Below are 19,804 nucleotides of genomic sequence, written 5' to 3'. Positions count from 1 at the left end.
CCTCATGAAGCTGCCCGTGACAGGGTCCGTCGAGGTCGGTCTCGCCACCAACTGGGCCTGCGGTGGCCGCCACAGCAAAGTCACGCCGGCGGGGGGCCAGTGGTGCGGAGGCGTGCCATGTCGTTTCGGGGGTGTTCGTGCGCCTTACCCGGGTTGCTCAGGACGAGGGTGTCGATGTGGGCCCAGTGGTGGACGAAAACGAGGACCGGCCGCTGGCCCGCCGCCCGATACTGTCGGCCCTCGCCTTCGAGGGCGGCGAACCGATCGCCGAGGCCCGCAGCGCGGCCCGCCGCTTCCTGACCGACGTACAGGCAGGACACGGCATCCCGGTCTCCGACCGCGCGACGGGCACCGCGCAGATGGCCGTCAGCGAGCTGGTCACCAACGCCTACAAGTACGCGCCAGACCCCTGCCTGCTGGATCTGGAGGTGAGCGAAGGCACCGTCCAGATCAGCGTCTGGGACGCCGACCCGACACTGCCGGCCTGCCTCGCGGACCCGGGCCGGGTCGGGCAGCACGGCCTGGAGATCGTCATGGCCGTGTGCCAGAGCTTCGAGGTGCGCCGCGAGCCGGTGGGCAAGCGAGTCAGGGCCGCCATCGTGCTGGCCGACGGCGGAGATCCGGCTGGCCGCCTGCCCGGCAGGTAGCCGGCGCCCTGCTCGGCTACCTCATGGAGAGTCCGCCGCCGGCCGCTGGCCGATCCCGCCAGCCAACGCCCTCCAGGTCGTCGGCCGCCCGCTGAGCAGCCTCCTCAGGGCCGTGATCAATCAGCGTCAATGCGCTGTCACCCCACCTGGATCGGTCTTGTACCTCCCGGCCCAGCATGTGGTCGCCGAGCCGGGAAGCAACCCGGGACAGCACTCTTCCGAATGTGCCTGCAGAAGAGTTCCAGATGCTGACCATGGAGAAAACCTGTCGTGACGACAGTAGACATTGGTCCGTCGCAGGGTTACTGTCTTTGTCGTACCCAGGAAGTCGAAGTGGGCACGGCAGACATGAACTGCCGTGCCGGCAGGTCAAGCAGGACACGGCCCAAGAGGGTCGTGAGCAGTACCCGCGGTATCCAGCAGTGTCACCGAGTAACCGAAGGTAAGGAGCGAGACGCCATCAGGATCGCCCGGGCGAGGAAGCAGTGCGCCCGGGTACCGCAGGCCCCGGATTGGAAGGTGGTCCCCGGTCACGCATCCGCGATCCCCGCAGCCCCGCCCTCCCAGGCGGACCTGCGGATATACAAGGCCGGCGCAGTTCGCCGGTAGATGGTGTTGAAAGCTCGGGGCCCGGGTGCCAGTACGGTGCCCGGGCCCCCCGACGCGTCCCCCGGAAGAAGAGGTCTATGCCCCCTGGCAGTTCCCGCGCCGTCACCCCTCTCGATGACGACGACTACCCCGCCTACACCATGGGCCGGGCCGCCGACATGCTCGGCACCACCCCCGCCTTCCTCCGCGCCCTCGGCGAACACCGCCTGATCACCCCCTTGCGCTCCGAAGGCGGCCACCGTCGCTACTCCCGCTACCAGCTGCGCATCGCTGCCCGTGCCCGCGAACTCGTCGACCAGGGCACCCCCATCGAAGCTGCCTGCCGCATCATCGTCCTCGAAGACCAACTCGAAGAAGCACAGCGCATCAACGAGCAAATGCGCACACAAGGCCCCGAGCCGCAGTCGAAGACCTCGGCCTGACCGGACGCCGGCACGAAGACACGGACGACGCTCCCGGCCCGCCACCGACTGGACCCCACCACCGGCCCCTGAAACGAGCGCCCTGACCACCACAGGGCGAGGACCTCGGCGATCACCACGCTGGGGTCCTTCTCTGTCCAAGACGGTTCCACCAGTCCCGGGCCGGAGCCGTGCCAGCGCCCCGGTTGCCCATCGGCGGCCTGCCAGGCCCAGTGAGGCACATGCTTGCCGTGTCGACGTCTGTACCGTCCCGCGCGCCTGGGATGATGGTTCGCATGCAGCCGCTGCCGGCTCCCTGCCCCGCCGGCCTCATTCCCGACGCGACGGGCATGGCGGCCTTCGAAGCGGCGTACCGGTAGGCCAAGGAGCAGGGCGCCGTCATCGTCGCATCGAGTGTCTGGGCGAGCACCGGACGGCGAGGGCAGACATGATCACCACCTCGCAGCACGCCGTCGCCGCCTCGGTGTAAGACCCCATCAGCGCCGGCAAGATCCGCTCGCGCGATACCTACCGCATCCTGACCAGCCGCCTTCAGGGCTCCAAGATCATCTCGTGGCGGCTTTTGAGCTCACCTTGGCTGGACCCCGCCTTGACCCCTCTCCCTGTCCGACCCCCGGCGTCATCGGATCGTCCCCGCGGGAGGAGGTAATGGATCACCCTGTCCCGCTCTCCGGGTACCGTCAGGGTATGAGTCATCCGCACCCCGAGCTGAAAGCTGCCCCACCCCTTCCCGAAGGAGGGCTGCGGGTCATCGCCCTGGGCGGCCTGGGGGAGATCGGCCGCAACATGACCGTCTTCGAGCACGCCGGCAAGCTGCTCATCGTCGACTGCGGCGTCCTGTTCCCCGAGGAGACCCAGCCCGGCGTGGACGTGATCCTGCCGGACTTCACCTCGATCCGGGACCGGCTGGACGACATCGTGGCCGTGGTCCTCACCCACGGCCACGAGGACCACATCGGCGGCGTGCCGTACCTGCTGCGCGAGCGGAGGGACATTCCGGTCGTCGGCTCCAAGCTGACGCTGGCGTTCCTGGAGGCCAAGCTCAAGGAGCACGGCATCCGGCCGCGCTCGGTGCGGGTGCGGGAGGGCGACCGGCGCGGCTTCGGGCCCTTCGACCTGGAGTTCGTCGCGGTCAACCACTCCATCCCGGACAGCCTCGCGGTCGCGATCCGTACCGGCGCCGGGATGGTGCTGCACACCGGCGACTTCAAGATGGACCAGTTCCCTCTCGACGACCGCATCACCGATCTTCGCGCCTTCGCCCGCCTCGGCGAGGAGGGCGTGGACCTGTTCCTCACCGACTCCACCAACGCCGAGGTACCCGGCTTCACCACCTCTGAGCGTGAGCTGAACCCGGCGATCGAGCAGGTGATGCGCACCGCGCCGCGCCGGGTCATCGTCTCCAGCTTCGCCAGCCACGTGCACCGCATCCAGCAGGTGCTGGACGCCGCCCACCAGCACGGCCGCAAGGTCGCCTTCGTCGGCCGGTCGATGGTCCGCAACATGGGCATCGCCCGTGACCTGGGCTATCTGAAGGTCCCGTCCGGTCTGGTGGTGAGCACTAAGGAGCTGGAGAAGCTCCCGGATCACAAGATCGCTCTGGTGTGCACCGGGTCCCAGGGCGAGCCGATGGCCGCGCTGTCCCGGATGGCCAACCGCGATCACATGATCCGCATCGGCAAGGGCGACACCGTCCTGCTCGCCAGCTCCCTCATCCCCGGCAACGAGAACGCCATCTACCGGGTGATCAACGGGCTCACCCGGTGGGGCGCCCACGTGGTCCACAAGGGCAACGCCAAGGTGCACGTCTCCGGGCACGCGAGCGCCGGCGAACTCGTCTACTGCTACAACATCGTCAAGCCCCGCAACGTCATGCCCGTCCACGGCGAATGGCGCCACCTGCGGGCCAACGGCGACCTCGCCATCCGCACCGGTGTGGACCCAGACCGGGTGGTCATCGCCGAGGACGGCGTCGTCGTCGACCTGGTCGACGGGCGGGCGTCCATCACCGGCAAGGTCCCCGCCGGCAATGTCTACGTGGACGGCATGGAGGTCGGCGGTGCCACCGAGGCGTCCCTCAAGGACCGTCTCACCCTCGCGGAGGAGGGTGTGGTCACGGTGGTGGCGATCGTCGACGCGGACACCGGCGCCCTCGCCGAGGCCCCCGACTTCCTGGCCAGGGGCTTCGTCCACGACGACGCCACCTTCGAGCCGGTGATCCCCGTCATCGAGAAGACGCTGGCCACCGCGGCCGAGGAAGGCGTCGGGGACGCGCGCCAACTCGAACAGCTCATCGCCCGCGCCGTGGCGAACTGGGCGTTCCGCACCTACCGCCGCAAGCCCCTCATCATCCCCGTCATCATCGACGCCTGAGCCGCACCCGGGCAGGCGTCCGGGCGTGGACGCCGATGTGCACGAGGTGAAACTCGGCGACGAGTCGGTCCTGATGTCGAGCCTCGTCACCGGCCCACCGGGTCTGCCCGGGCGGCCCGGTGGCGAGCGCTGCGCAGGGCATCCCGCAGCACATCCAGCAGCTGACCTGACTTTGTGACGTGTCTCCGATGACGCATCACGTGGAGCGCGTGGCGATGCCGGAGCCTGCGGGCAAGGGCGCCTGACCTCGGGTTCGTGAGCCAGGCGCTTGCAACAATCAGGCGGCGACGAGCTCCTGTTCGCGGTCCGGCGTTCCGACCTCTGTCTTCTTGTTCGGCAGCGAGAGCCGGAAGACCTTACGCCACGCGGAGAACACCTGCTTGGGCAGTGGCCCTGTGACGTACTCCAGCTCGTACTTCTCGAACAGGGCGCGCACCTTCACCGCGACCTCGGCGTACCGGTTGCTCGGCAGGTCGGGAAACAGGTGGTGCTCGATCTGGTGCGACAGGTTGCCGGTCATGAAGTGCATGGCCCTGCTGCCGCTGATGTTCGCCGAGCCCATCATCTGGCGCAGGTACCACTGGCCGCGCGTCTCGTCCTTGATCGACCGGCGCTCGAAGACCTGTACGCCCTCCGGGAAGTGTCCGCACATGATCACGGAGTGGGACCAGATGTTGCGGACCAGGTTCGCGGTGAACGTGGCGGCGAGCGTGGGGAGGAACGACGGGCCCGACAGCAGCGGGTGGATCAGGTAGTCCTTGAGCACCTGCTTGCGGATCTTGCGGCCCACGGCCTTGGCCCGTGCGCGGAACTCCGGGTTCTTGCGGCCGCGCTTGTGCAGATTCTTGCCCAGCTCCAGGTCGTAGGCTGCGATGCCGTACTCGAAGAAGCAGGCGTTGATGAAGTTCCACAGCGGCTGGCCGAGGTGGAACGGGTGCCACTTCTGGTCCTCGTCGACGCGCATGATGCCGTAGCCGAGGTCGTTGTCCTTGCCGATCACGTTGGTGTACGTGTGGTGCAGCTCGTTGTGCGAGCGCTTCCACTGGTCGGCCGGCGAGACGTGATCCCATTCCCAGGTGGTGGAGTGGATTTTCGGGTCGCGCATCCAGTCCCACTGGCCGTGCAGGATGTTGTGGCCGATCTCCATGTTGTCCATGATTTTCGCCACGGACAGTCCGGCGGTGCCGAGCAGCCACGCGGGCGGGAAGATCGAGAACAGCAGCACGCCCCTGCTGACCAGCTCCAGCTTGCGCTGCGCCGAGATGACCTTACGGATGTAGGCGGCGTCCTTCTCGCCACGGCTGGCGATCACCTCGTCGCGGATCGCGTCCAGCTCGCGGCCCAGCTCCTCGATCTGCTCCGCGGTCAGGTGGGCGGTGGGGTCGATAGCGGTCAAGGTGCTCCTACCGGTCGATGTCGCAGGGGCCCGCCGCGGCGGACACGCAGGTCTGGATGAGGACGCCTGGCTCGGCCTCGGTGATCTCGCCGGTGCGCAGGTCGCGGACGGCGCCCGCCCTGAGCGGCGTGACGCAGCCGAAGCAGATGCCCATGCGGCACCCGGAGGGCATGAGCACGCCGGCCTCCTCGCCGATGTCCAGCAACGGCGTGGCGCCGTCCGCGTCGACGGTCTTGCCGGTGGCGCTGAACGTGACTTCGCCGCCGTCGCCGGCGGCGACGATGCTGGGGCGGAAGCGTTCGGTGTGCAGGCGCTCCGGTACGCCGTGCTCGCTCCAGTGCTCTTCGGCGGCGTCGAGCAGGCCCGCGGGCCCGCAAGCCCAGGTCTCGCGCTCGGCCCAGTCGGGCACGAGTTCGTCGAGACGGGAGATGTCGAGCATGCCGTCTGTGTCGGTGTGCACCTCGGTGAGCCGCAGCTTCTTGTCCGCGATCAGGTCGCGCAGTTCGTTGCGGAAGATCACGTCTTGCGGCCGTGGCGCGCAGTGGACCATGGCGACGTCGTCGAACTCGGTGTCGCGCAGCATGCCCATCACGGGTGTGATGCCGCTGCCGGCCGTCAGGTAGAGCACCTTGGCGGGCTTGGTCTGCGGCAGCACGAAGTCACCGGTTGCCTGGTCGAGTTGGATCAGCGTGCCCGGTTTCGCCCTGCGGACCAGGTGGTTGCTGACCTTGCCGTCCGGGATCGCCTTCACGGTGATCGTGACGCGGCCGTCCTGGCGGTTCGTCGGCGAGGTGAGGGAGTAGGCACGCCACAGGCGCACCCCGTCGACGTCGACCCCGATCCGCACGTACTGACCGGCCCTGTGGCCGCGCCAGCCCCGACCCGGTCTGATCACGATGGTCGCGGCGTGATCCGTCTCGGGGTGCACGGCCTCGATGCGCCCCCGCAGATCGGCGCCCGCACGCAGCGGGCTGACCAGGTCGAGGTAGTCCGACGGCAGCAGCGGCGTCGTGACCATCTCGAGCAGTTTCCACGCCCTGCTGCGGAGGGCTGCACTTGTCATGACTCCAGCTTGCTGCGTCTCAGGGCGTAAAGTCCTGACCGTAGGACGTGAATCTGGTGGGTGGAGTTGTTCGCAGGGAACAAAAACGTGAGTCGTGTGACCCAGAGGGCCAGCGAACTGGCCCTGGACGAGACGACGGTCACCGCACTTCGGGCCGCGCTGAGGACCACCGCCGACGAGGTCGTCCAGGCGATCATCGACGAGGTCCCTTCCTACGCAGGCGCCCTTTCGGGCAGCATGGGCGGCACCATCCGCCGAGCCGTCCGCACCGCCCTCGGGCACTACCTGGATCTCGCGAGCGGGAACGCCGTGGGCGGCGGCGGCGGTGACGCGGCCTACGAGCTGGGCCGCGGCGAGGTGCGCGACGGCCGTTCGATGGACGCCCTGCTCAGCGCCTACCGCGTCGGCGCCCGCGTGGCCTGGCGAAGCCTGGCAGCGGGCGCCGTGTCCGCAGGTCTGCCCGCCGCCGAGGTCGCCAAGTTCGCCGAGCTGACCTTCGCCTACATCGACGAGCTCTCCGCCGCGAGCGCCGCGGGCCACGCCGACGAACTGGCCGCCCGGGGCAGGGCCCAGGAGCGCCACCTGGAACACCTCGCCCGCGACCTCCTCGCCGGCGCGAGCCCGGACGTGCTGCTGGCCTCTGCTCAACGGGCCGGATGGCAGCCTCCGGTTACGCTGACGGCGGTCCTGCTGCCCGCCGCCCAGTCCCGGCCTGCCTACCGCGCGCTCGACCCGAGCACCCTCGTCCTCGACGATCTGCCGGACACCACCGGTGTGCTGCTCGTCCCCGATGCCGACCGATCACATCTCTTGCGGCAGCTGACCGACCGCACCGCCGTGGTCGGCCCGGCCCGGCCATGGACGCGTGCGTCCGCCTCGTACGCACGAGCCGTACGCGCGCGCTCCCTCTCCTCTGATATCCGCGACACCGAGGACCACCTGCCCGAGTTGGTGCTGAGCGCCGACGCGGACGCGTTCGCAGACCTGCGTGCCCGAGCCCTCGCACCGTTGCGCACCTTGCCTGTCGCGACCGCACGGCGGCTGGAGGAGACGTTGCGGGCGTGGCTGCTGCACCAGGGCAGGCGGGACGAGGTGGCGGCGGCGTTGTTCGTCCATCCCCAGACAGTCCGGTACCGGATGTCGCAGCTGCGGGAGCTGTTTCCGGATCTCGCATCGCCCCACCGGGTCCTTGAACTGACGCTGGCGGTCGGTCTTCGGACCAGTTGACGCGTACTTCGACCGTCCACGAACTCCCGGCGCTCCTGGACGTCCTTGCAGCCGGGACGGTTCGGGTGAGCGACGCGATCAAGGCGCAGCAGGTCGGCTGACAGGGAGCGTTCCACCACGAGACGCCCACCTGCCGACGCGTCAGCCCGCGTCTCGAGCACCGCGTTGCCTCAAGCGCTACGCGGCCCGGGAGGTCTTCCACTTGGTCAGACCCGTGCAGTCGTAACCTCCGTTATAGGGGCAGTCGTGAGACGTGAGAAGGTCTGGGGCGTGAGTGAGACACCACCGAACACCCTGCAATACCGCTTCGACGGGCCAGAAGACGCTCCGCTCCTGATCTTGGGTCCCTCACTGGGCACCACCTGGCACATGTGGGACCGCCAGGTCCCGGAGCTGGCCCAGCAGTGGCGTGTCCTGCGGTTCGATCTGCCGGGGCACGGCGGCGCCCCCGCCCACCCGGCCGGGTCCGTCGCCGAACTCACCGCCCGCCTGCTCGCCACGCTCGACTCCCTCGGCGTGCAGCGCTTCGGCTACGCGGGCTGTGCGCTCGGCGGGGCCGTCGGCGTCGAGCTGGCGCTGCGGCACCCCGAGCGGCTGGCGTCCCTCGCGCTGATCGCGGCCTCGCCCCGGTTCGGCACCGCCGACGAGTTCCGCCAGCGCGGGGTGATCGTGCGGACCAACGGGCTGGAACCGATCGCCCGTACCGCTCCGGACCGCTGGTTCACCGGCGGTTTCGCCGCGGCCCAGCCCGCGATCACCGACTGGGCCGTGCAGATGGTCCGCACCACCGACCCCGGCTGCTACATCGCCGCCTGCGAGGCGCTCGCCGCGTTCGACGTACGGCCCGAGCTGGGCAGGGTGGGCGTGCCGACGCTGGTGCTCGTCGGCTCGGAGGACCAGGTCACCGGTCCCGCCGAGGCACGCACCCTGGTCGCCGGGATCCCCGACGCCCGCCTCGCCGTCGTACCCGGCGCCTCCCACCTGGTGCCGGTCGAGCAGCCCGCCGCCGTGACCGACCTGCTGGTGACGCACTTCTCCACCGCCTGGCAGCCGGTCTTCGACTCCGCCACCGGCCAGACCGCCCTCCCGGCGGCCCTCGCCAAGCCGGCGCCGGCGCAGCCCGCGCAGGTCCAGCCGATCGCCGAGATCGCGCCCGCCCCCGCCGACCCCGCGCCGGCCGGGCGGCCCGACCCCTACGACACCGGCATCAAGATCCGCCGCGAGGTCCTCGGCGACGCCCACGTCGACCGCGAGCTGGCGCAGGCCGACGCCTTCTCCGCCGACTTCCAGGACTTCGTCACCCGCTACGCCTGGGGAGAGATCTGGGACCGGCCGGGCCTGGACCGCCGCACGCGCAGCGTCGTCACCCTCGCCGCGCTGGTCGCCGCCGGGCACGCCGAGGAGCTGGCGCCGCACACCCGCGCCGCGCTCCGGGGCGGTCTCACCCCCGACGAGATCAAGGAGGTGCTGCTCCAGACGGCCGTCCACTGCGGCGTCCCCGCCGCGCACCGCGCCTTCCGGGTGGCCCAGCAGGTCATCCGTGAGGAGACCACCCCCGTCGAGTGAGCCGCCGGGGCACGCCGCCCGGCAGGCAGGATGGAGCCATGAAGCTCACGAAGATGTCGCACGCCTGCGTCCGCCTGGAGAAGGACGGACGCACGCTCGTCGTGGACCCGGGCGGGTTCAGCGAGCCCGACGCCGCCGTCGGCGCCCACGCGATCCTCGTCACCCACGAGCACCCCGACCACTTCGACGAGGGCCGGCTGCGCGCCGCCCTGGAGGCCGAGCCGGCCGCCGAGGTCTGGACGCTGAGGGCGGTCGCCGAGCAGCTGGCGGCGGCCTTCCCGGGCCGCGTGCACACCGTCGGCCACGGCGACACGTTCACCGCGGCCGGCTTCGACGTGCAGGTCCACGGCGAACTGCACGCCGTCATCCACCCGGACATCCCGCGCATCACCAACGTCGGCTACCTGATCGACGGCGGCAAGGTCTTCCACCCCGGCGACGCGCTCACCGTCCCCGGCCTGCCCGTGGAGACGCTGATGCTGCCGGTGCACGCGCCCTGGAACAAGATCTCGGAGGTCATCGACTACGTCCGCGAGGTCGCCCCGCGCCGGGCCTACGACATCCACGACGCCCTGCTCACCGACCTCGCCCGGCCGATCTACGACCGCCAGATCGGCGCCCTCGGCGGGGCCGAGCACCTGCGCCTGACCCCGGGCGACGCCGCCGAGCTGTGAGCCGGGGACCGGGCGGGACCGCGTTGTCAGTGCCGCCCGGTAGGTTGTGAGGCATGCGTATCGCGACCTGGAACGTGAACTCGATCACCGCCCGCCTCCCAAGGCTGCTCGCCTGGCTGGAGAGCAGCGGCACCGACGTGCTGTGCCTGCAGGAGGCCAAGGTCGGCGAGGAGCAGTTCCCGTTCGACGAGCTGCGCGAACTGGGCTACGAGGCGGCGGTCCACGCCACCGGCCGGTGGAACGGCGTGGCGGTGCTCTCCCGCGTCGGCATCGAGGACGTCGTCAAGGGCCTGCCCGGCGACCCCGGCTTCGACGGCGTGGTCGAGCCCCGCGCCCTCTCCGCCACCTGCGGCCCGGTCCGCGTCTGGTCGGTGTACGTGCCGAACGGCCGCGAGGTCGCCCACCCGCACTACCAGTACAAGCTCCAGTGGTTCCAGGCGCTCAAGGCCGCCGTCGCGGACGACGCGCGGGGCAGCCGCCCGTTCGCCGTCCTCGGCGACTACAACGTGGCGCCGACCGACGACGACGTCTTCGACCCGGCCGCCTTCGAGGGCTCCACCCACGTCACCGCCGCCGAGCGGGCCGCGCTCGCCGCCCTGCGCGACGCCGGGCTGAACGACGTGGTGCCGCGCCCGCTGAAGTACGAGCACCCGTTCACCTACTGGGACTACCGCCAGCTCTGCTTCCCGAAGAACCGCGGCATGCGCATCGACCTGGTGTACGGCAACGACCCGTTCGCCCAGGCCGTCAAGGACGCCTACGTCGACCGCGAGGAGCGCAAGGGCAAGGGCGCCTCCGACCACGCGCCCGTCGTCGTCGACCTGGACGTCTGAGCGACGGCCCCCGCGTTTTCGGGGGCCGCGCCCGCCGGCGTCACAGCAGCCGCAGGTCCACCGACCGCGCCAGCGCCGCCAGCCCGGCGTCCCCGGGGTGCAGATGGTCCCCGCCGTCGTACACCGGGAGAATGCGCGTCGGCCGGGCCGGGTCGCGCACCACGGCGTCGAAGTCGAGCACCGCGTCGAACACGGCGCCCGCGCGGATCCAGGTGTTGACCGCGGCCCGCTCGCTCTCGACGGCGGCCGTGCAGGTGCCCCAGCCCTCGCAGGGCAGGATCGTCGCCGCCAGCACCCGAAGCCCGCGGGCGTGCGCCCGCTCGGCGATCTCCGCCAGGCCGGCGGTGATGTCCGGGGCCCGCGTCCCCGACAGCAGGTCGTTGACGCCCTCGAAGACGACCACCGTCCGCACCGACGACTGCGCGAACACGTCCCGGTCCAGGCGGTGCAGGGCGCTCACCCCGGACTGGTCCGTGGAGACGCCGTCGCCCGGGTAGCGGTCGGTCACCACGCGGTTGCCGCCGACGCCGTGGTTGAGCACGCCGTAGTGCGGGACGTCGCTCTGCCCCAGCAGCCGGTCCGCCAGCACGTCGGGCCAGCGCCGGTTGGTGTCCGGAGTGGACCGGTGCCCGTCGGTGATCGAGTCGCCGAGCGCGACCACCGAGCCGGGCCCGCCACCGACGTCGACGCCGGTCAGCAGCGGCCACGAGGTCAGCGTCGAGGTGTACGCCGTCGCCTCAGCCTCCCCCGTGTGGTCACCGGCCCCGCTCAGATACGACCGCTGCACCGCCACCTGGTGCACCGGCACCGCCGTCACCGTCCCCGGCAGATGGAAGCTGACCAGCAGATCGGCGTCGGCGGGCACCGCGAAGCCGAGCGGATCGCTGACCGCCTGCGCGCCCGCCGGGATCTCCACGCCGGGCGCGCCGCCGAACGCCAGCCGCACCGGCGTGCCCCGGGCCGCCGCGCCCGCGTCCCGCACCGCCACCGTCGCCGCGCCGATCCTGACCGGCGCCGCGGCGAAGGTGTTGTCGAACCGCAGCCGCACCCGCGGCCCGCCCGCCGAGGTGTGCACCACCAGCCGCAGCGTCCGGTCGGTCCACGGCCCCACCGGCGCGTACCCGCCGGTCGACCGCGCCCAGCTGCCGGTCCAGCCGGCCGCCCGCTCCCGCACCGACACCGCGAAGACATGCAGGTCGGGCGCGTACGGCAGGGTCACAGAGGCGACCTCCCGGTCCGGCAGGACGGGCACCGTCACCACGTACAGCCGCACCCGCTCGGCGAGGGTCCCGCCCGGTGTGTTCCGGTACGGCAGCGCCACCGCCTTGGTCGCGAGCGGCCCGGTGCGCCAGTCGGGCGCGGTCAGCAGGTACGGCGAGCCGGTGCCGTCGGCGTACGCCACCGTGCCCGTGCCGCGGGTGTCGGCGCCGGCCGTGCCCGCGACGAGGAAGGCCAGGGCGTCGCCGTGCCCGGTGACGTGGACCTGCTGTCCGGCAGCACGCACGTTGTCGGGCTCGCCCGGCGCGCTGCGCGGCCAGGTCAGCCGGGCGCCCTGGACGGTCAGCTCCCGCCCGGGCGTCCAGCCCGCCGCCGTCAGCGTCCGGGCCGACAGGGAACCACCCGCGCCGTCGAAGTCGGCCTGCGCGGGCTGGGCGTCGTCACTGACGGCACGGTTGTCGAACAGCAGCTCCAGCGGGAGCGGGACCCGGGCCCGGGCCGCGCCCGCCGCGGCGGAGACCGCCGGGACCGCGCCCACCAGGCACAGGACGAGGGCCACCACCAGACCCCGTAGACCTCGGCGCACGTACGGACTCCTTCCGCTCACCGATCACGCTCCGCGACGGTGCGGACACGCACCGAGAAGCTAGGGAGCCGCCTGGGGCTCGTCAACGAGGCGTGCGAGGGGAAGGGGGCAAATCGGCCGTCCGTGGCGGCCGCGCGCCTGTGGTGTCCGCCGGGGGCCCGGTGCCACGCTGGGCCTATGAACATCCCTTTTCTGGGCAACCGGCGCAAGAAGACCGGCGCCCCGGCGTCCTTCGCGGACCCCGAGGCGGTCGCCGACCTGCTCGCCGAGTGCGGGCTGCTGCGCTCCCAGGCGGTGCGGGAGGGCGTCGAACTCGACGACACGGCCGTGTCCCTGGAGAAGCTGGACCAGCTGGTGCCGGGCTGGCGGGACGACGCGGAGACGCTGCCCGAGCTGGGGCACGACGCCGGGCTCTATCTCGGCACCGTCATCGTGCGCACGGTGCCCGGGGCGGCCTGGGTGATCCGCCCGGGGCAGGAACCCTTCGTGCGGCTGGCCTCCGGGCGGGAGGTCGACGTGGTGCGGGCCGGTCTCGGCTGGGCCGGGAGCGGGGTGCCCGAACTCTCCCAGCTGTACGCGGAGGTCGCCGAAGGGTGACGTCCTGGCCCACTCTTCGGCGTAAATACGGCTAATGCCCGAAAGGTGCGTGTCGTCCGGTCGGTTGACGGGCCGCTGGATAGGTTGCGGGACCACGACACAGCGGAGAGTGGGTAGGGCTGCGCATGGCCGTCGATCCATTGATCGAACTGCGTGACGTCAACAAGTACTACGGGGAACTGCACGTCCTGCGGGACGTCGGTCTCACCGTCGGCAAGGGGGAGGTGGTCGTGGTCATCGGCCCGTCGGGGTCGGGGAAGTCGACGCTGTGCCGGGCGATCAACCGGCTGGAGACGATCCAGTCCGGGACGATCCTGCTGGACGGCCGGCCGCTGCCGGCCGAGGGCAAGGCGCTCGCGCGGCTGCGCGCCGAAGTCGGCATGGTCTTCCAGTCGTTCAACCTCTTCGCCCACAAGACGGTCCTGCAGAACGTCTCCCTCGGACAGGTCAAGGTCCGCGGCCGCGGGAAGGCGGAGGCCGACCGGCGCTCCCGGGAGCTTCTGGAGCGGGTCGGGGTGGCCGACCAGGCGGACAAGTTCCCCGCCCAGCTCTCCGGCGGCCAGCAGCAGCGCGTCGCCATCGCCCGCGCCCTCGCCATGGACCCCAAGGCGCTGCTGTTCGACGAGCCCACCTCCGCCCTCGACCCGGAGATGATCAACGAGGTCCTGGAGGTCATGCGGCAGCTCGCCCGGGAGGGCATGACCATGGTCGTCGTCACCCACGAGATGGGCTTCGCCCGCTCCGCCGCCAACCGCGTCGTGTTCATGGCCGACGGGCGGATCGTCGAGGACCGCAGCCCTCAGGAGTTCTTCTCCGACCCGAGAAGCGAGCGGGCCCGGGACTTCCTGTCCAAGATTCTCAAGCACTGACCGGGGGAGTGCCGCACCGATGTCCCGCAGCCGACGTGTGCCCTGTCCGGCCCGCGCCACGGAGGGCGGCCGGCCCCATCGACCCTTCTAGCACCGCCTCATGACGCCCAGGCCACTCACCCGACGGCGGCCCCGGCCACCGCCGCCACGGCCCTCGACTACGATGAATCCTTCGTCCCCGTGCTGACGGCCGGTTCCCCGGCCGGCACATGTGAGGCCGCGTGAGCCGCCGCGGCCGAACCGGGGACGCTGCTGCGGGGTGGGAGCCCCCATCGGCCCCCGCCCGGGGGGCAGCGGTTCACAGAGCCATACCCGGCCGGCCGCGGCCGGAGATCACTGCTCGCGCAGGCGGGCGGGGCCCACGCCACGGGTCCCCCACGAGCGAGGAGAAGGTCAGCCGCGCGCCGGACGGGTTGTGCTCACCCTGCAGGGATCGCGGGCGTCCGCGTTCAGGACGTCGCCCGGTGCGACGTGGGGGACGGGACGGGCAGCGGGGCCTGGGCCGCGCGGGTCACGTCGGCGACCGTCTCGACGACATCGGGGCCGTACGCCTGCGAGTTGACGACCTTCAGCAGCAGCACAAACGAGCCGTTCCCGTGCTTGCGCTGCAGCCGCTCGTGGTTGCGGGCCAGGTAGCGGGTCGCGGCCTGGTTGGTGATCGCGGTCTGCCCGCAGAAGAGGAACACCGGCCGGGTGCCGTGACTCTGTTCAACCGTCAGCCGGGCCAGCAGCACATACTCGGACCGGCCGGGCTCCACCCGGTAGCGCTCCGACCCGATCTGGAAGGCGCCCCGGTCCGGGGACGGCTCCGCGTCGACATTGACCCGCACCCCCGGCAGCAGCGACGCCAGATGCGCCGCCATACGGCGGTTGGAGGCCGGGCCGCCGACACAGAACTCGGTGCGCTCTCCGAAGCCCTGACGGGCCATGTCGTGCGGCACCACCTGGGCATGGGCGTTGCAGTCCTTGATGAGCGCGGCGAGCTCCAGGAGCGCGAAGACGTCGTACCGCATCACCGCCAGATCCGGGCCCGCCGCCCCGCGGTTGACCACCAGCAGCGACTCGGAGTTGTCCGGCAACCCGAAGAACGCCTGCTTGCGGCGGAGCCTGCGCCGCCACAGCGAGGTGCGGGCCAGCCAGCCGAGCGCCGCGCTGATACCGGCGGCTATCACGCCCAGGACGATGTTGCGCACGTCGTCGTTCATGGCCGCGCATGGTACTTGCCTGACGTGACCATGGTGGTGGAATAGGCTGCGCGAACGGTCCCTCTACCGGGAGGTGCGGATGCGTCACCCCGTCGCTCGGAAACTGTCGGTCCTGGCGGTCTCGGCCGCCGTGGTGTCGGTGGGGGCGGCGGCGCCACCCTCCGCCGCGCGGCACACCACGCCCAAGGCCCCCGTCGCCGTCGGCTACGGCGGCGCCGTCGCCAGTGTCGACGCGGACGCCTCCGCCGCCGGCATCGAGGTGCTGAGGAAGGGCGGCAACGCCGTCGACGCGGCCGTCGCCACCGCCGCCGCGCTCGGCGTCACCGAGCCCTACTCGGCCGGCATCGGAGGCGGCGGCTACTTCGTCTACTACGACGCCAAGTCCCGTACCGTGCACACCATCGACGGCCGCGAGACCGCGCCGCTGAGCGCCGGCTCCGGGCTCTTCCTGGAGAACGGCAAGCCCCTCGCCTTCGCCGACGCCGTCAGCAGCGGCCTCGCCGTCGGCACCCCGGGCACGCCCGCCACCTGGCAGACCGCGCTGGAGCAGTGGGGCAGCAAACCGCTCGGCCCGCTCCTGAAGCCGGCCGAGCGGCTCGCCCGCGACGGGTTCACCGTCGACGACACCTTCCGCGCGCAGACCGCCGCCAACGAGACCCGCTTCCGCTACTTCCCCGACACGGCACGGCTGTTCCTGCCCGGCGGCGCGCTTCCCGCCGTCGGCTCCACCTTCAAGAACCCCGACCTCGCCCGCACCTACGAGGAGCTGGGCCGCAAGGGAGTCGGCGCGCTCTACCGCGGCGACATCGGCGAGGACATCGTCGCCACCGTCAACCACCCGCCCGTCGACCCCGCCTCCGGCTGGAACGCCCGCCCCGGCGACCTCACCGAAAAGGACCTCGCCGCCTACCGCGCCAAAATCCAGGCGCCCACGCGGACGTCGTACCGCGGCCTCGGCGTCTACTCCATCGCGCCGTCCTCCTCCGGCGGCACCACCGTCGGCGAGGCGCTCAACATCCTGGAGAACAGCGACCTGTCGAAGCTGAGCCGGGCTCAGTACCTGCACCGCTACATCGAGGCCAGCCGCATCGCCTTCGCCGACCGCGGGCGCTGGGTCGGCGACCCCGCCTTCGAGGACGTACCGGCGAAGGAGCTGCTGTCGCAGCGGTACGCCGACTCGCGGGCCTGCCTGATCAAGGACGACGCGGTGCTCACCAGCCCCGTCGCCCCCGGCGACCCGCGGCACCCCGCCGACTGCGGGGCTCCGGGGGTCGCGGCGCCGACCACGTATGAGGGCGAGAACACCACGCACCTCACCGTCGCCGACAAGTGGGGCAACGTCGTCGCCTACACCCTCACCATCGAGCAGACCGGTGGCAGCGGCATCACCGTGCCCGGCCGCGGGTTCCTGCTCAACAACGAGCTGACCGACTTCTCCTTCGCCCCGGCCAACCCGGCCGTGCACGACCCGAACCTGCCCGGCCCGGGCAAGCGGCCCCGCTCGTCCATCTCGCCGACCATCGTCCTGGACCGGCACGACAAGCCGGTCGTCGCGGTCGGTTCGCCGGGCGGCGCCACCATCATCACCACCGTGCTGCAGACCCTCACCGGGTTCCTCGACCGGGGGCTGCCGCTCGTCGACGCGATCGCCGCGCCGCGCGCCAGCCAGCGCAACGCCGCGCAGACCGAGCTGGAGCCCGGCCTCTGGAACGACACGGCACTGCGTCAGCAACTGGAGGCGATCGGGCACTCCTTCAAACTCAACCCGGAGATCGGCGCGGCCACCGGCGTGCAGCGGCTGCCCGACGGCCGCTGGCTGGCCGCCGCCGAGAAGGTACGGCGCGGCGGCGGCTCGGCGATGGTGGTCCGGCCCGCGCCGTAAGGCCGGTCAGAGTTCGGCGGGGGGCGGCTGCTGGTCCGCGCGGAACACCAGCCGCCCGTCCGCCACGTCGACGGTGACCCGGTCGCCCTCCTTGACGCTGCCGTCGAGCAGCCGCCGGGAGAACTGGTTGTCGACCTCCCGCTGGATGGTGCGGCGCAGCGGCCGGGCCCCGTACTCGGGCTGGTAGCCGCGCTCGGCGAGCCAGTCCACGGCCGCCGCGGTGAACGTGACCGTGATGCCCTGCGCGTGCAGCAGCCGGCGGGTCTTCTCCAGCAGCAGGTCGGTGATCTGCCGCAGCTGGTCGCCGCTGAGCTGGCGGAAGACGACGATCTCGTCGATGCGGTTGAGGAACTCCGGCCGGAAGTGCTCGCGCAGCGGCCGCAGGATCTGCTCGCGCCGCGCCTCCTCGTCCGCGTCGGCGCCGGTCGCCCCGAAGCCGATGCCCGCGCCGCGGCGGGTGATGGCCTCCGAGCCGAGGTTGCTGGTCATCACGATGACGGCGTTGGTGAAGTCGACCGTGCGGCCCTGGGAGTCGGTCAGCCGGCCGTCGTCCAGCACCTGCAGCAGGATGTTGAACACGTCCGGGTGGGCCTTCTCCACCTCGTCGAGCAGCAGCAGCGAGTACGGGTGCCGGCGCACCACCTCGGTCAGCTGACCGGCCTCCTCGTGGCCGACGTACCCAGGCGGCGCGCCCACCAGCCGGGAGACGGTGTGCCGCTCCTGGTACTCGCTCATGTCGAGGCGCACCATGCGGTCCTCGCTGCCGAACAGCGCCTCCGCCAGCGCCCGCGCCAGCTCCGTCTTGCCCACGCCGGTCGGCCCGAGGAAGAGGAAGCTGCCGATCGGCCGGTCGGGACTGGACAGCCCGGCCCGCGAGCGCAGCACCGCCTCGGCGACCACGCTGACCGCCTCGTCCTGGCCGACGACCCGCCGGTGCAGATGCTCCTCCAGGCCGAGCAGCCGCTCCTTCTCCTCCTGGGTGAGGCTGGCGACGGGGATGCCGGTCTGCCGGGACACCACCTCGGCGACGGCCTCCGCGGTCACCTCCAGGTTCTGGCCCTCGTCGGCCTCGCCGTCCCCGGTCACCTCGGCGATCCGCTGCTTCAGCTCCACGATCCGGTCCCGCAGCTGCGTGGCCTGCTCGTACTGTTCGTCGGCGACCGCCTGGTCCTTGTCCCGGGCCAGCTGCTCGACCTCGCGCTCCATCGCCCGCACGTCGGTGCCCTTGGTGCGGGCCCGCAGCCGCACCCGTGCGCCCGCCTGGTCGATCAGGTCGATGGCCTTGTCCGGCAGCCGCCGGTCGGTCAGATACCGGTCCGACAGCTCCACGGCCGCCACCAGCGCCTCGTCGGTGTAGCGGACCTGGTGGTGGGCCTCGTAGCGGTCCTGCAGCCCGCGCAGGATCTCGATGGTGTCCGGCACGGTCGGCTCGGGCACCAGGATCGGCTGGAACCGGCGGGCCAGCGCCGCGTCCTTCTCGATGCGCCGGAACTCCTCCAGCGTCGTCGCGCCGACGATGTGCAGCTCACCGCGGGCCAGCGCGGGCTTGAGGATGTTGCCGGCGTCCATGGAGCCGCCCTCGCCGCCGCCCCCGGCCCCGACGACGGTGTGCAGCTCGTCGATGAAGACGATCAGCCGGTCGGAGTGGGTGCGGATCTCCTCGACGATGGTGTTCAGCCGCTCCTCGAAGTCGCCCCGGTACCGGGTGCCCGCGACCACCCCGGTCAGGTCGAGGGCGACGACGCGCCGCCCGATCAGGATGTCCGGCACGTCCCCGTCGGCGATCCGCTGCGCCAGCCCCTCCACGATGGCGGTCTTGCCGACGCCCGCGTCACCGATGAGCACCGGATTGTTCTTGCCGCGCCGGGAGAGCACCTCGACCGTCTGCTCGATCTCGCCCTCCCGCCCGATCACCGGGTCGATCCGGCCCTGCCGGGCCATGTCGGTCAGATCGCGGCCGTACTTGTCGAGCGTCGGCGTCCCGGTGGGCTGCTGCCGCTCCGGGCGGACCCGGGGCGCCGCCTCGGGAGGCTCGGGGGGCAGGCCGGAGGGGGAGAAGCGGGCCGAGTTCAGGATGTGCCCGGCGGCCGAGTCGGGGTTGGCGGCCAGCGCGCTGAGCACGTGCTCCGGGCCGATGTACCCGGCGCCGCTGGAGCGCGCCAGCTCGTGCGCGTCCAGCAGGGCGCGCTTGACGGCCGGGGTGAGGGAGAGCGTGGTCGGCGGTGGCGCCTCGCCCGGCTGGTGCTGCACGGGCCCCGACCGCTCGTCGATCTCCGACGCCAGGCTGTCCGGGTCGGTGCCGGACCGGCTCAGCAGGCTGCGGGTCGGCTCGGTGGCGAGCGCGGCCCGCAGCAGGTGCTCGGTGTCCAGGTCCCGGCTGCCGTGCTCGGCGGCGTACTGGGCGGCGCCGCGCACCAGCTCCCGGGCCGGCTGGCTGAGCAGCCTGCCGATGTCGATCTGCCGGGGGCCGGGGCGGGGGCCGCCGAAGAAGCGGGCGAGGAATTCTCCGAAGGGGTCGCCCTCCGGGCCGTAGAAGCCGCTGGTCATGGCGCTCCGTTCCTTCGCTGAGACGTTCCGGAGCCGGGTAACCGGGGGTGGGGTCGCTCATGCCCACGATGGCATGTCTTGTTCCGGGGG

General features: G+C 71.7%; 15 protein-coding genes. 10 read left to right on the top strand and 5 right to left on the bottom strand.

What is annotated here, in order from left to right:
• Positions 1–188: 188 nt before the first annotated feature.
• The 3 genes from IE308_RS06625 to IE308_RS06615 all read left to right on the top strand — a co-directional run bounded on the left by IE308_RS06625 (position 189) and on the right by IE308_RS06615 (position 4,051).
• Positions 189–647, top strand: a complete 459-nt coding sequence (locus IE308_RS06625) for an ATP-binding protein (RefSeq protein ID WP_190217390.1) — start codon at positions 189–191, stop codon at positions 645–647.
• A 686-nt stretch (positions 648–1,333) separates the two neighbouring features.
• A complete protein-coding gene (locus IE308_RS06620; protein WP_030176886.1) occupies positions 1,334–1,678 on the top strand; it encodes a MerR family transcriptional regulator in 345 nt (114 codons plus the stop codon).
• 687 nt (positions 1,679–2,365) lie between these two features.
• The gene (locus IE308_RS06615; protein WP_190216964.1) at positions 2,366–4,051 is read left to right on the top strand and encodes a ribonuclease J; all 1,686 of its coding nucleotides are present in this window, start codon (positions 2,366–2,368) and stop codon (positions 4,049–4,051) included.
• A 277-nt stretch (positions 4,052–4,328) separates the two neighbouring features.
• On the opposite strand, the gene IE308_RS06610 is transcribed toward IE308_RS06615, so the two are convergent.
• Positions 4,329–5,447, bottom strand: a complete 1,119-nt coding sequence (locus IE308_RS06610; RefSeq protein ID WP_190216963.1) for a fatty acid desaturase family protein — start codon at positions 5,445–5,447, stop codon at positions 4,329–4,331.
• 7 nt (positions 5,448–5,454) lie between these two features.
• Positions 5,455–6,510, bottom strand: coding sequence for a ferredoxin reductase (locus IE308_RS06605; RefSeq protein ID WP_190216962.1), 1,056 nt, complete (start codon positions 6,508–6,510; stop codon positions 5,455–5,457).
• 87 nt (positions 6,511–6,597) lie between these two features.
• On the opposite strand from IE308_RS06605, the gene IE308_RS06600 reads away from it, so the two are divergent.
• The 4 genes from IE308_RS06600 to IE308_RS06585 all read left to right on the top strand — a co-directional run bounded on the left by IE308_RS06600 (position 6,598) and on the right by IE308_RS06585 (position 10,810).
• Positions 6,598–7,737 carry a PucR family transcriptional regulator gene (locus tag IE308_RS06600; RefSeq protein ID WP_190216961.1) on the top strand — a complete coding sequence of 380 codons (1,140 nt, stop codon included), beginning with the start codon at positions 6,598–6,600 and terminating at the stop codon, positions 7,735–7,737.
• 270 nt (positions 7,738–8,007) lie between these two features.
• Positions 8,008–9,303 carry a bifunctional 3-oxoadipate enol-lactonase/4-carboxymuconolactone decarboxylase PcaDC gene (gene pcaDC / locus IE308_RS06595; RefSeq protein WP_190216960.1) on the top strand — a complete coding sequence of 432 codons (1,296 nt, stop codon included), beginning with the start codon at positions 8,008–8,010 and terminating at the stop codon, positions 9,301–9,303.
• Between the two features lie 38 nt (positions 9,304–9,341).
• Complete coding sequence (locus IE308_RS06590; protein WP_190216959.1) at positions 9,342–9,977, top strand: MBL fold metallo-hydrolase; 636 nt, start codon at positions 9,342–9,344, stop codon at positions 9,975–9,977.
• A 53-nt stretch (positions 9,978–10,030) separates the two neighbouring features.
• Positions 10,031–10,810 (top strand): exodeoxyribonuclease III, encoded by a 780-nt coding sequence (locus IE308_RS06585; RefSeq protein WP_110632655.1) that lies wholly within the window; start codon positions 10,031–10,033, stop codon positions 10,808–10,810.
• Positions 10,811–10,850: 40 nt separating this feature from the next.
• Here the strand turns inward: IE308_RS06585 and IE308_RS06580 are convergent, their stop codons facing one another.
• Complete coding sequence (locus IE308_RS06580; RefSeq protein WP_190216958.1) at positions 10,851–12,614, bottom strand: SGNH/GDSL hydrolase family protein; 1,764 nt, start codon at positions 12,612–12,614, stop codon at positions 10,851–10,853.
• A 177-nt stretch (positions 12,615–12,791) separates the two neighbouring features.
• Here IE308_RS06580 and IE308_RS06575 point away from each other — a divergent pair, with 177 nt between their 5' ends.
• Positions 12,792–13,211 carry a DUF6278 family protein gene (locus IE308_RS06575; RefSeq protein ID WP_190216957.1) on the top strand — a complete coding sequence of 140 codons (420 nt, stop codon included), beginning with the start codon at positions 12,792–12,794 and terminating at the stop codon, positions 13,209–13,211.
• Between the two features lie 125 nt (positions 13,212–13,336).
• Positions 13,337–14,080 (top strand): amino acid ABC transporter ATP-binding protein, encoded by a 744-nt coding sequence (locus tag IE308_RS06570; RefSeq protein ID WP_110632665.1) that lies wholly within the window; start codon positions 13,337–13,339, stop codon positions 14,078–14,080.
• Positions 14,081–14,529: 449 nt separating this feature from the next.
• Here the strand turns inward: IE308_RS06570 and IE308_RS06565 are convergent, their stop codons facing one another.
• Entirely contained in the window at positions 14,530–15,285 is a 756-nt protein-coding gene (locus IE308_RS06565; RefSeq protein WP_190216956.1) for a hypothetical protein, read from the bottom strand.
• Positions 15,286–15,364: 79 nt separating this feature from the next.
• Here IE308_RS06565 and ggt point away from each other — a divergent pair, with 79 nt between their 5' ends.
• Positions 15,365–17,167, top strand: a complete 1,803-nt coding sequence (gene ggt, locus IE308_RS06560; RefSeq protein WP_190216955.1) for a gamma-glutamyltransferase — start codon at positions 15,365–15,367, stop codon at positions 17,165–17,167.
• Positions 17,168–17,173: 6 nt separating this feature from the next.
• Here ggt and IE308_RS06555 read toward each other — a convergent pair whose 3' ends face one another.
• Positions 17,174–19,714: an ATP-dependent Clp protease ATP-binding subunit gene (locus IE308_RS06555; protein WP_110632671.1), complete on the bottom strand. Its 2,541-nt coding sequence runs from the start codon at positions 19,712–19,714 to the stop codon at positions 17,174–17,176.
• Positions 19,715–19,804 lie beyond the last annotated feature (90 nt).

The organism is Streptomyces griseosporeus, from assembly GCF_014656055.1.
GTDB lineage: Bacteria > Actinomycetota > Actinomycetes > Streptomycetales > Streptomycetaceae > Streptomyces > Streptomyces griseosporeus.
Note: the sequence above shows the minus strand (reverse complement) of the source record. Positions and strands in the feature narration are given on the sequence as shown.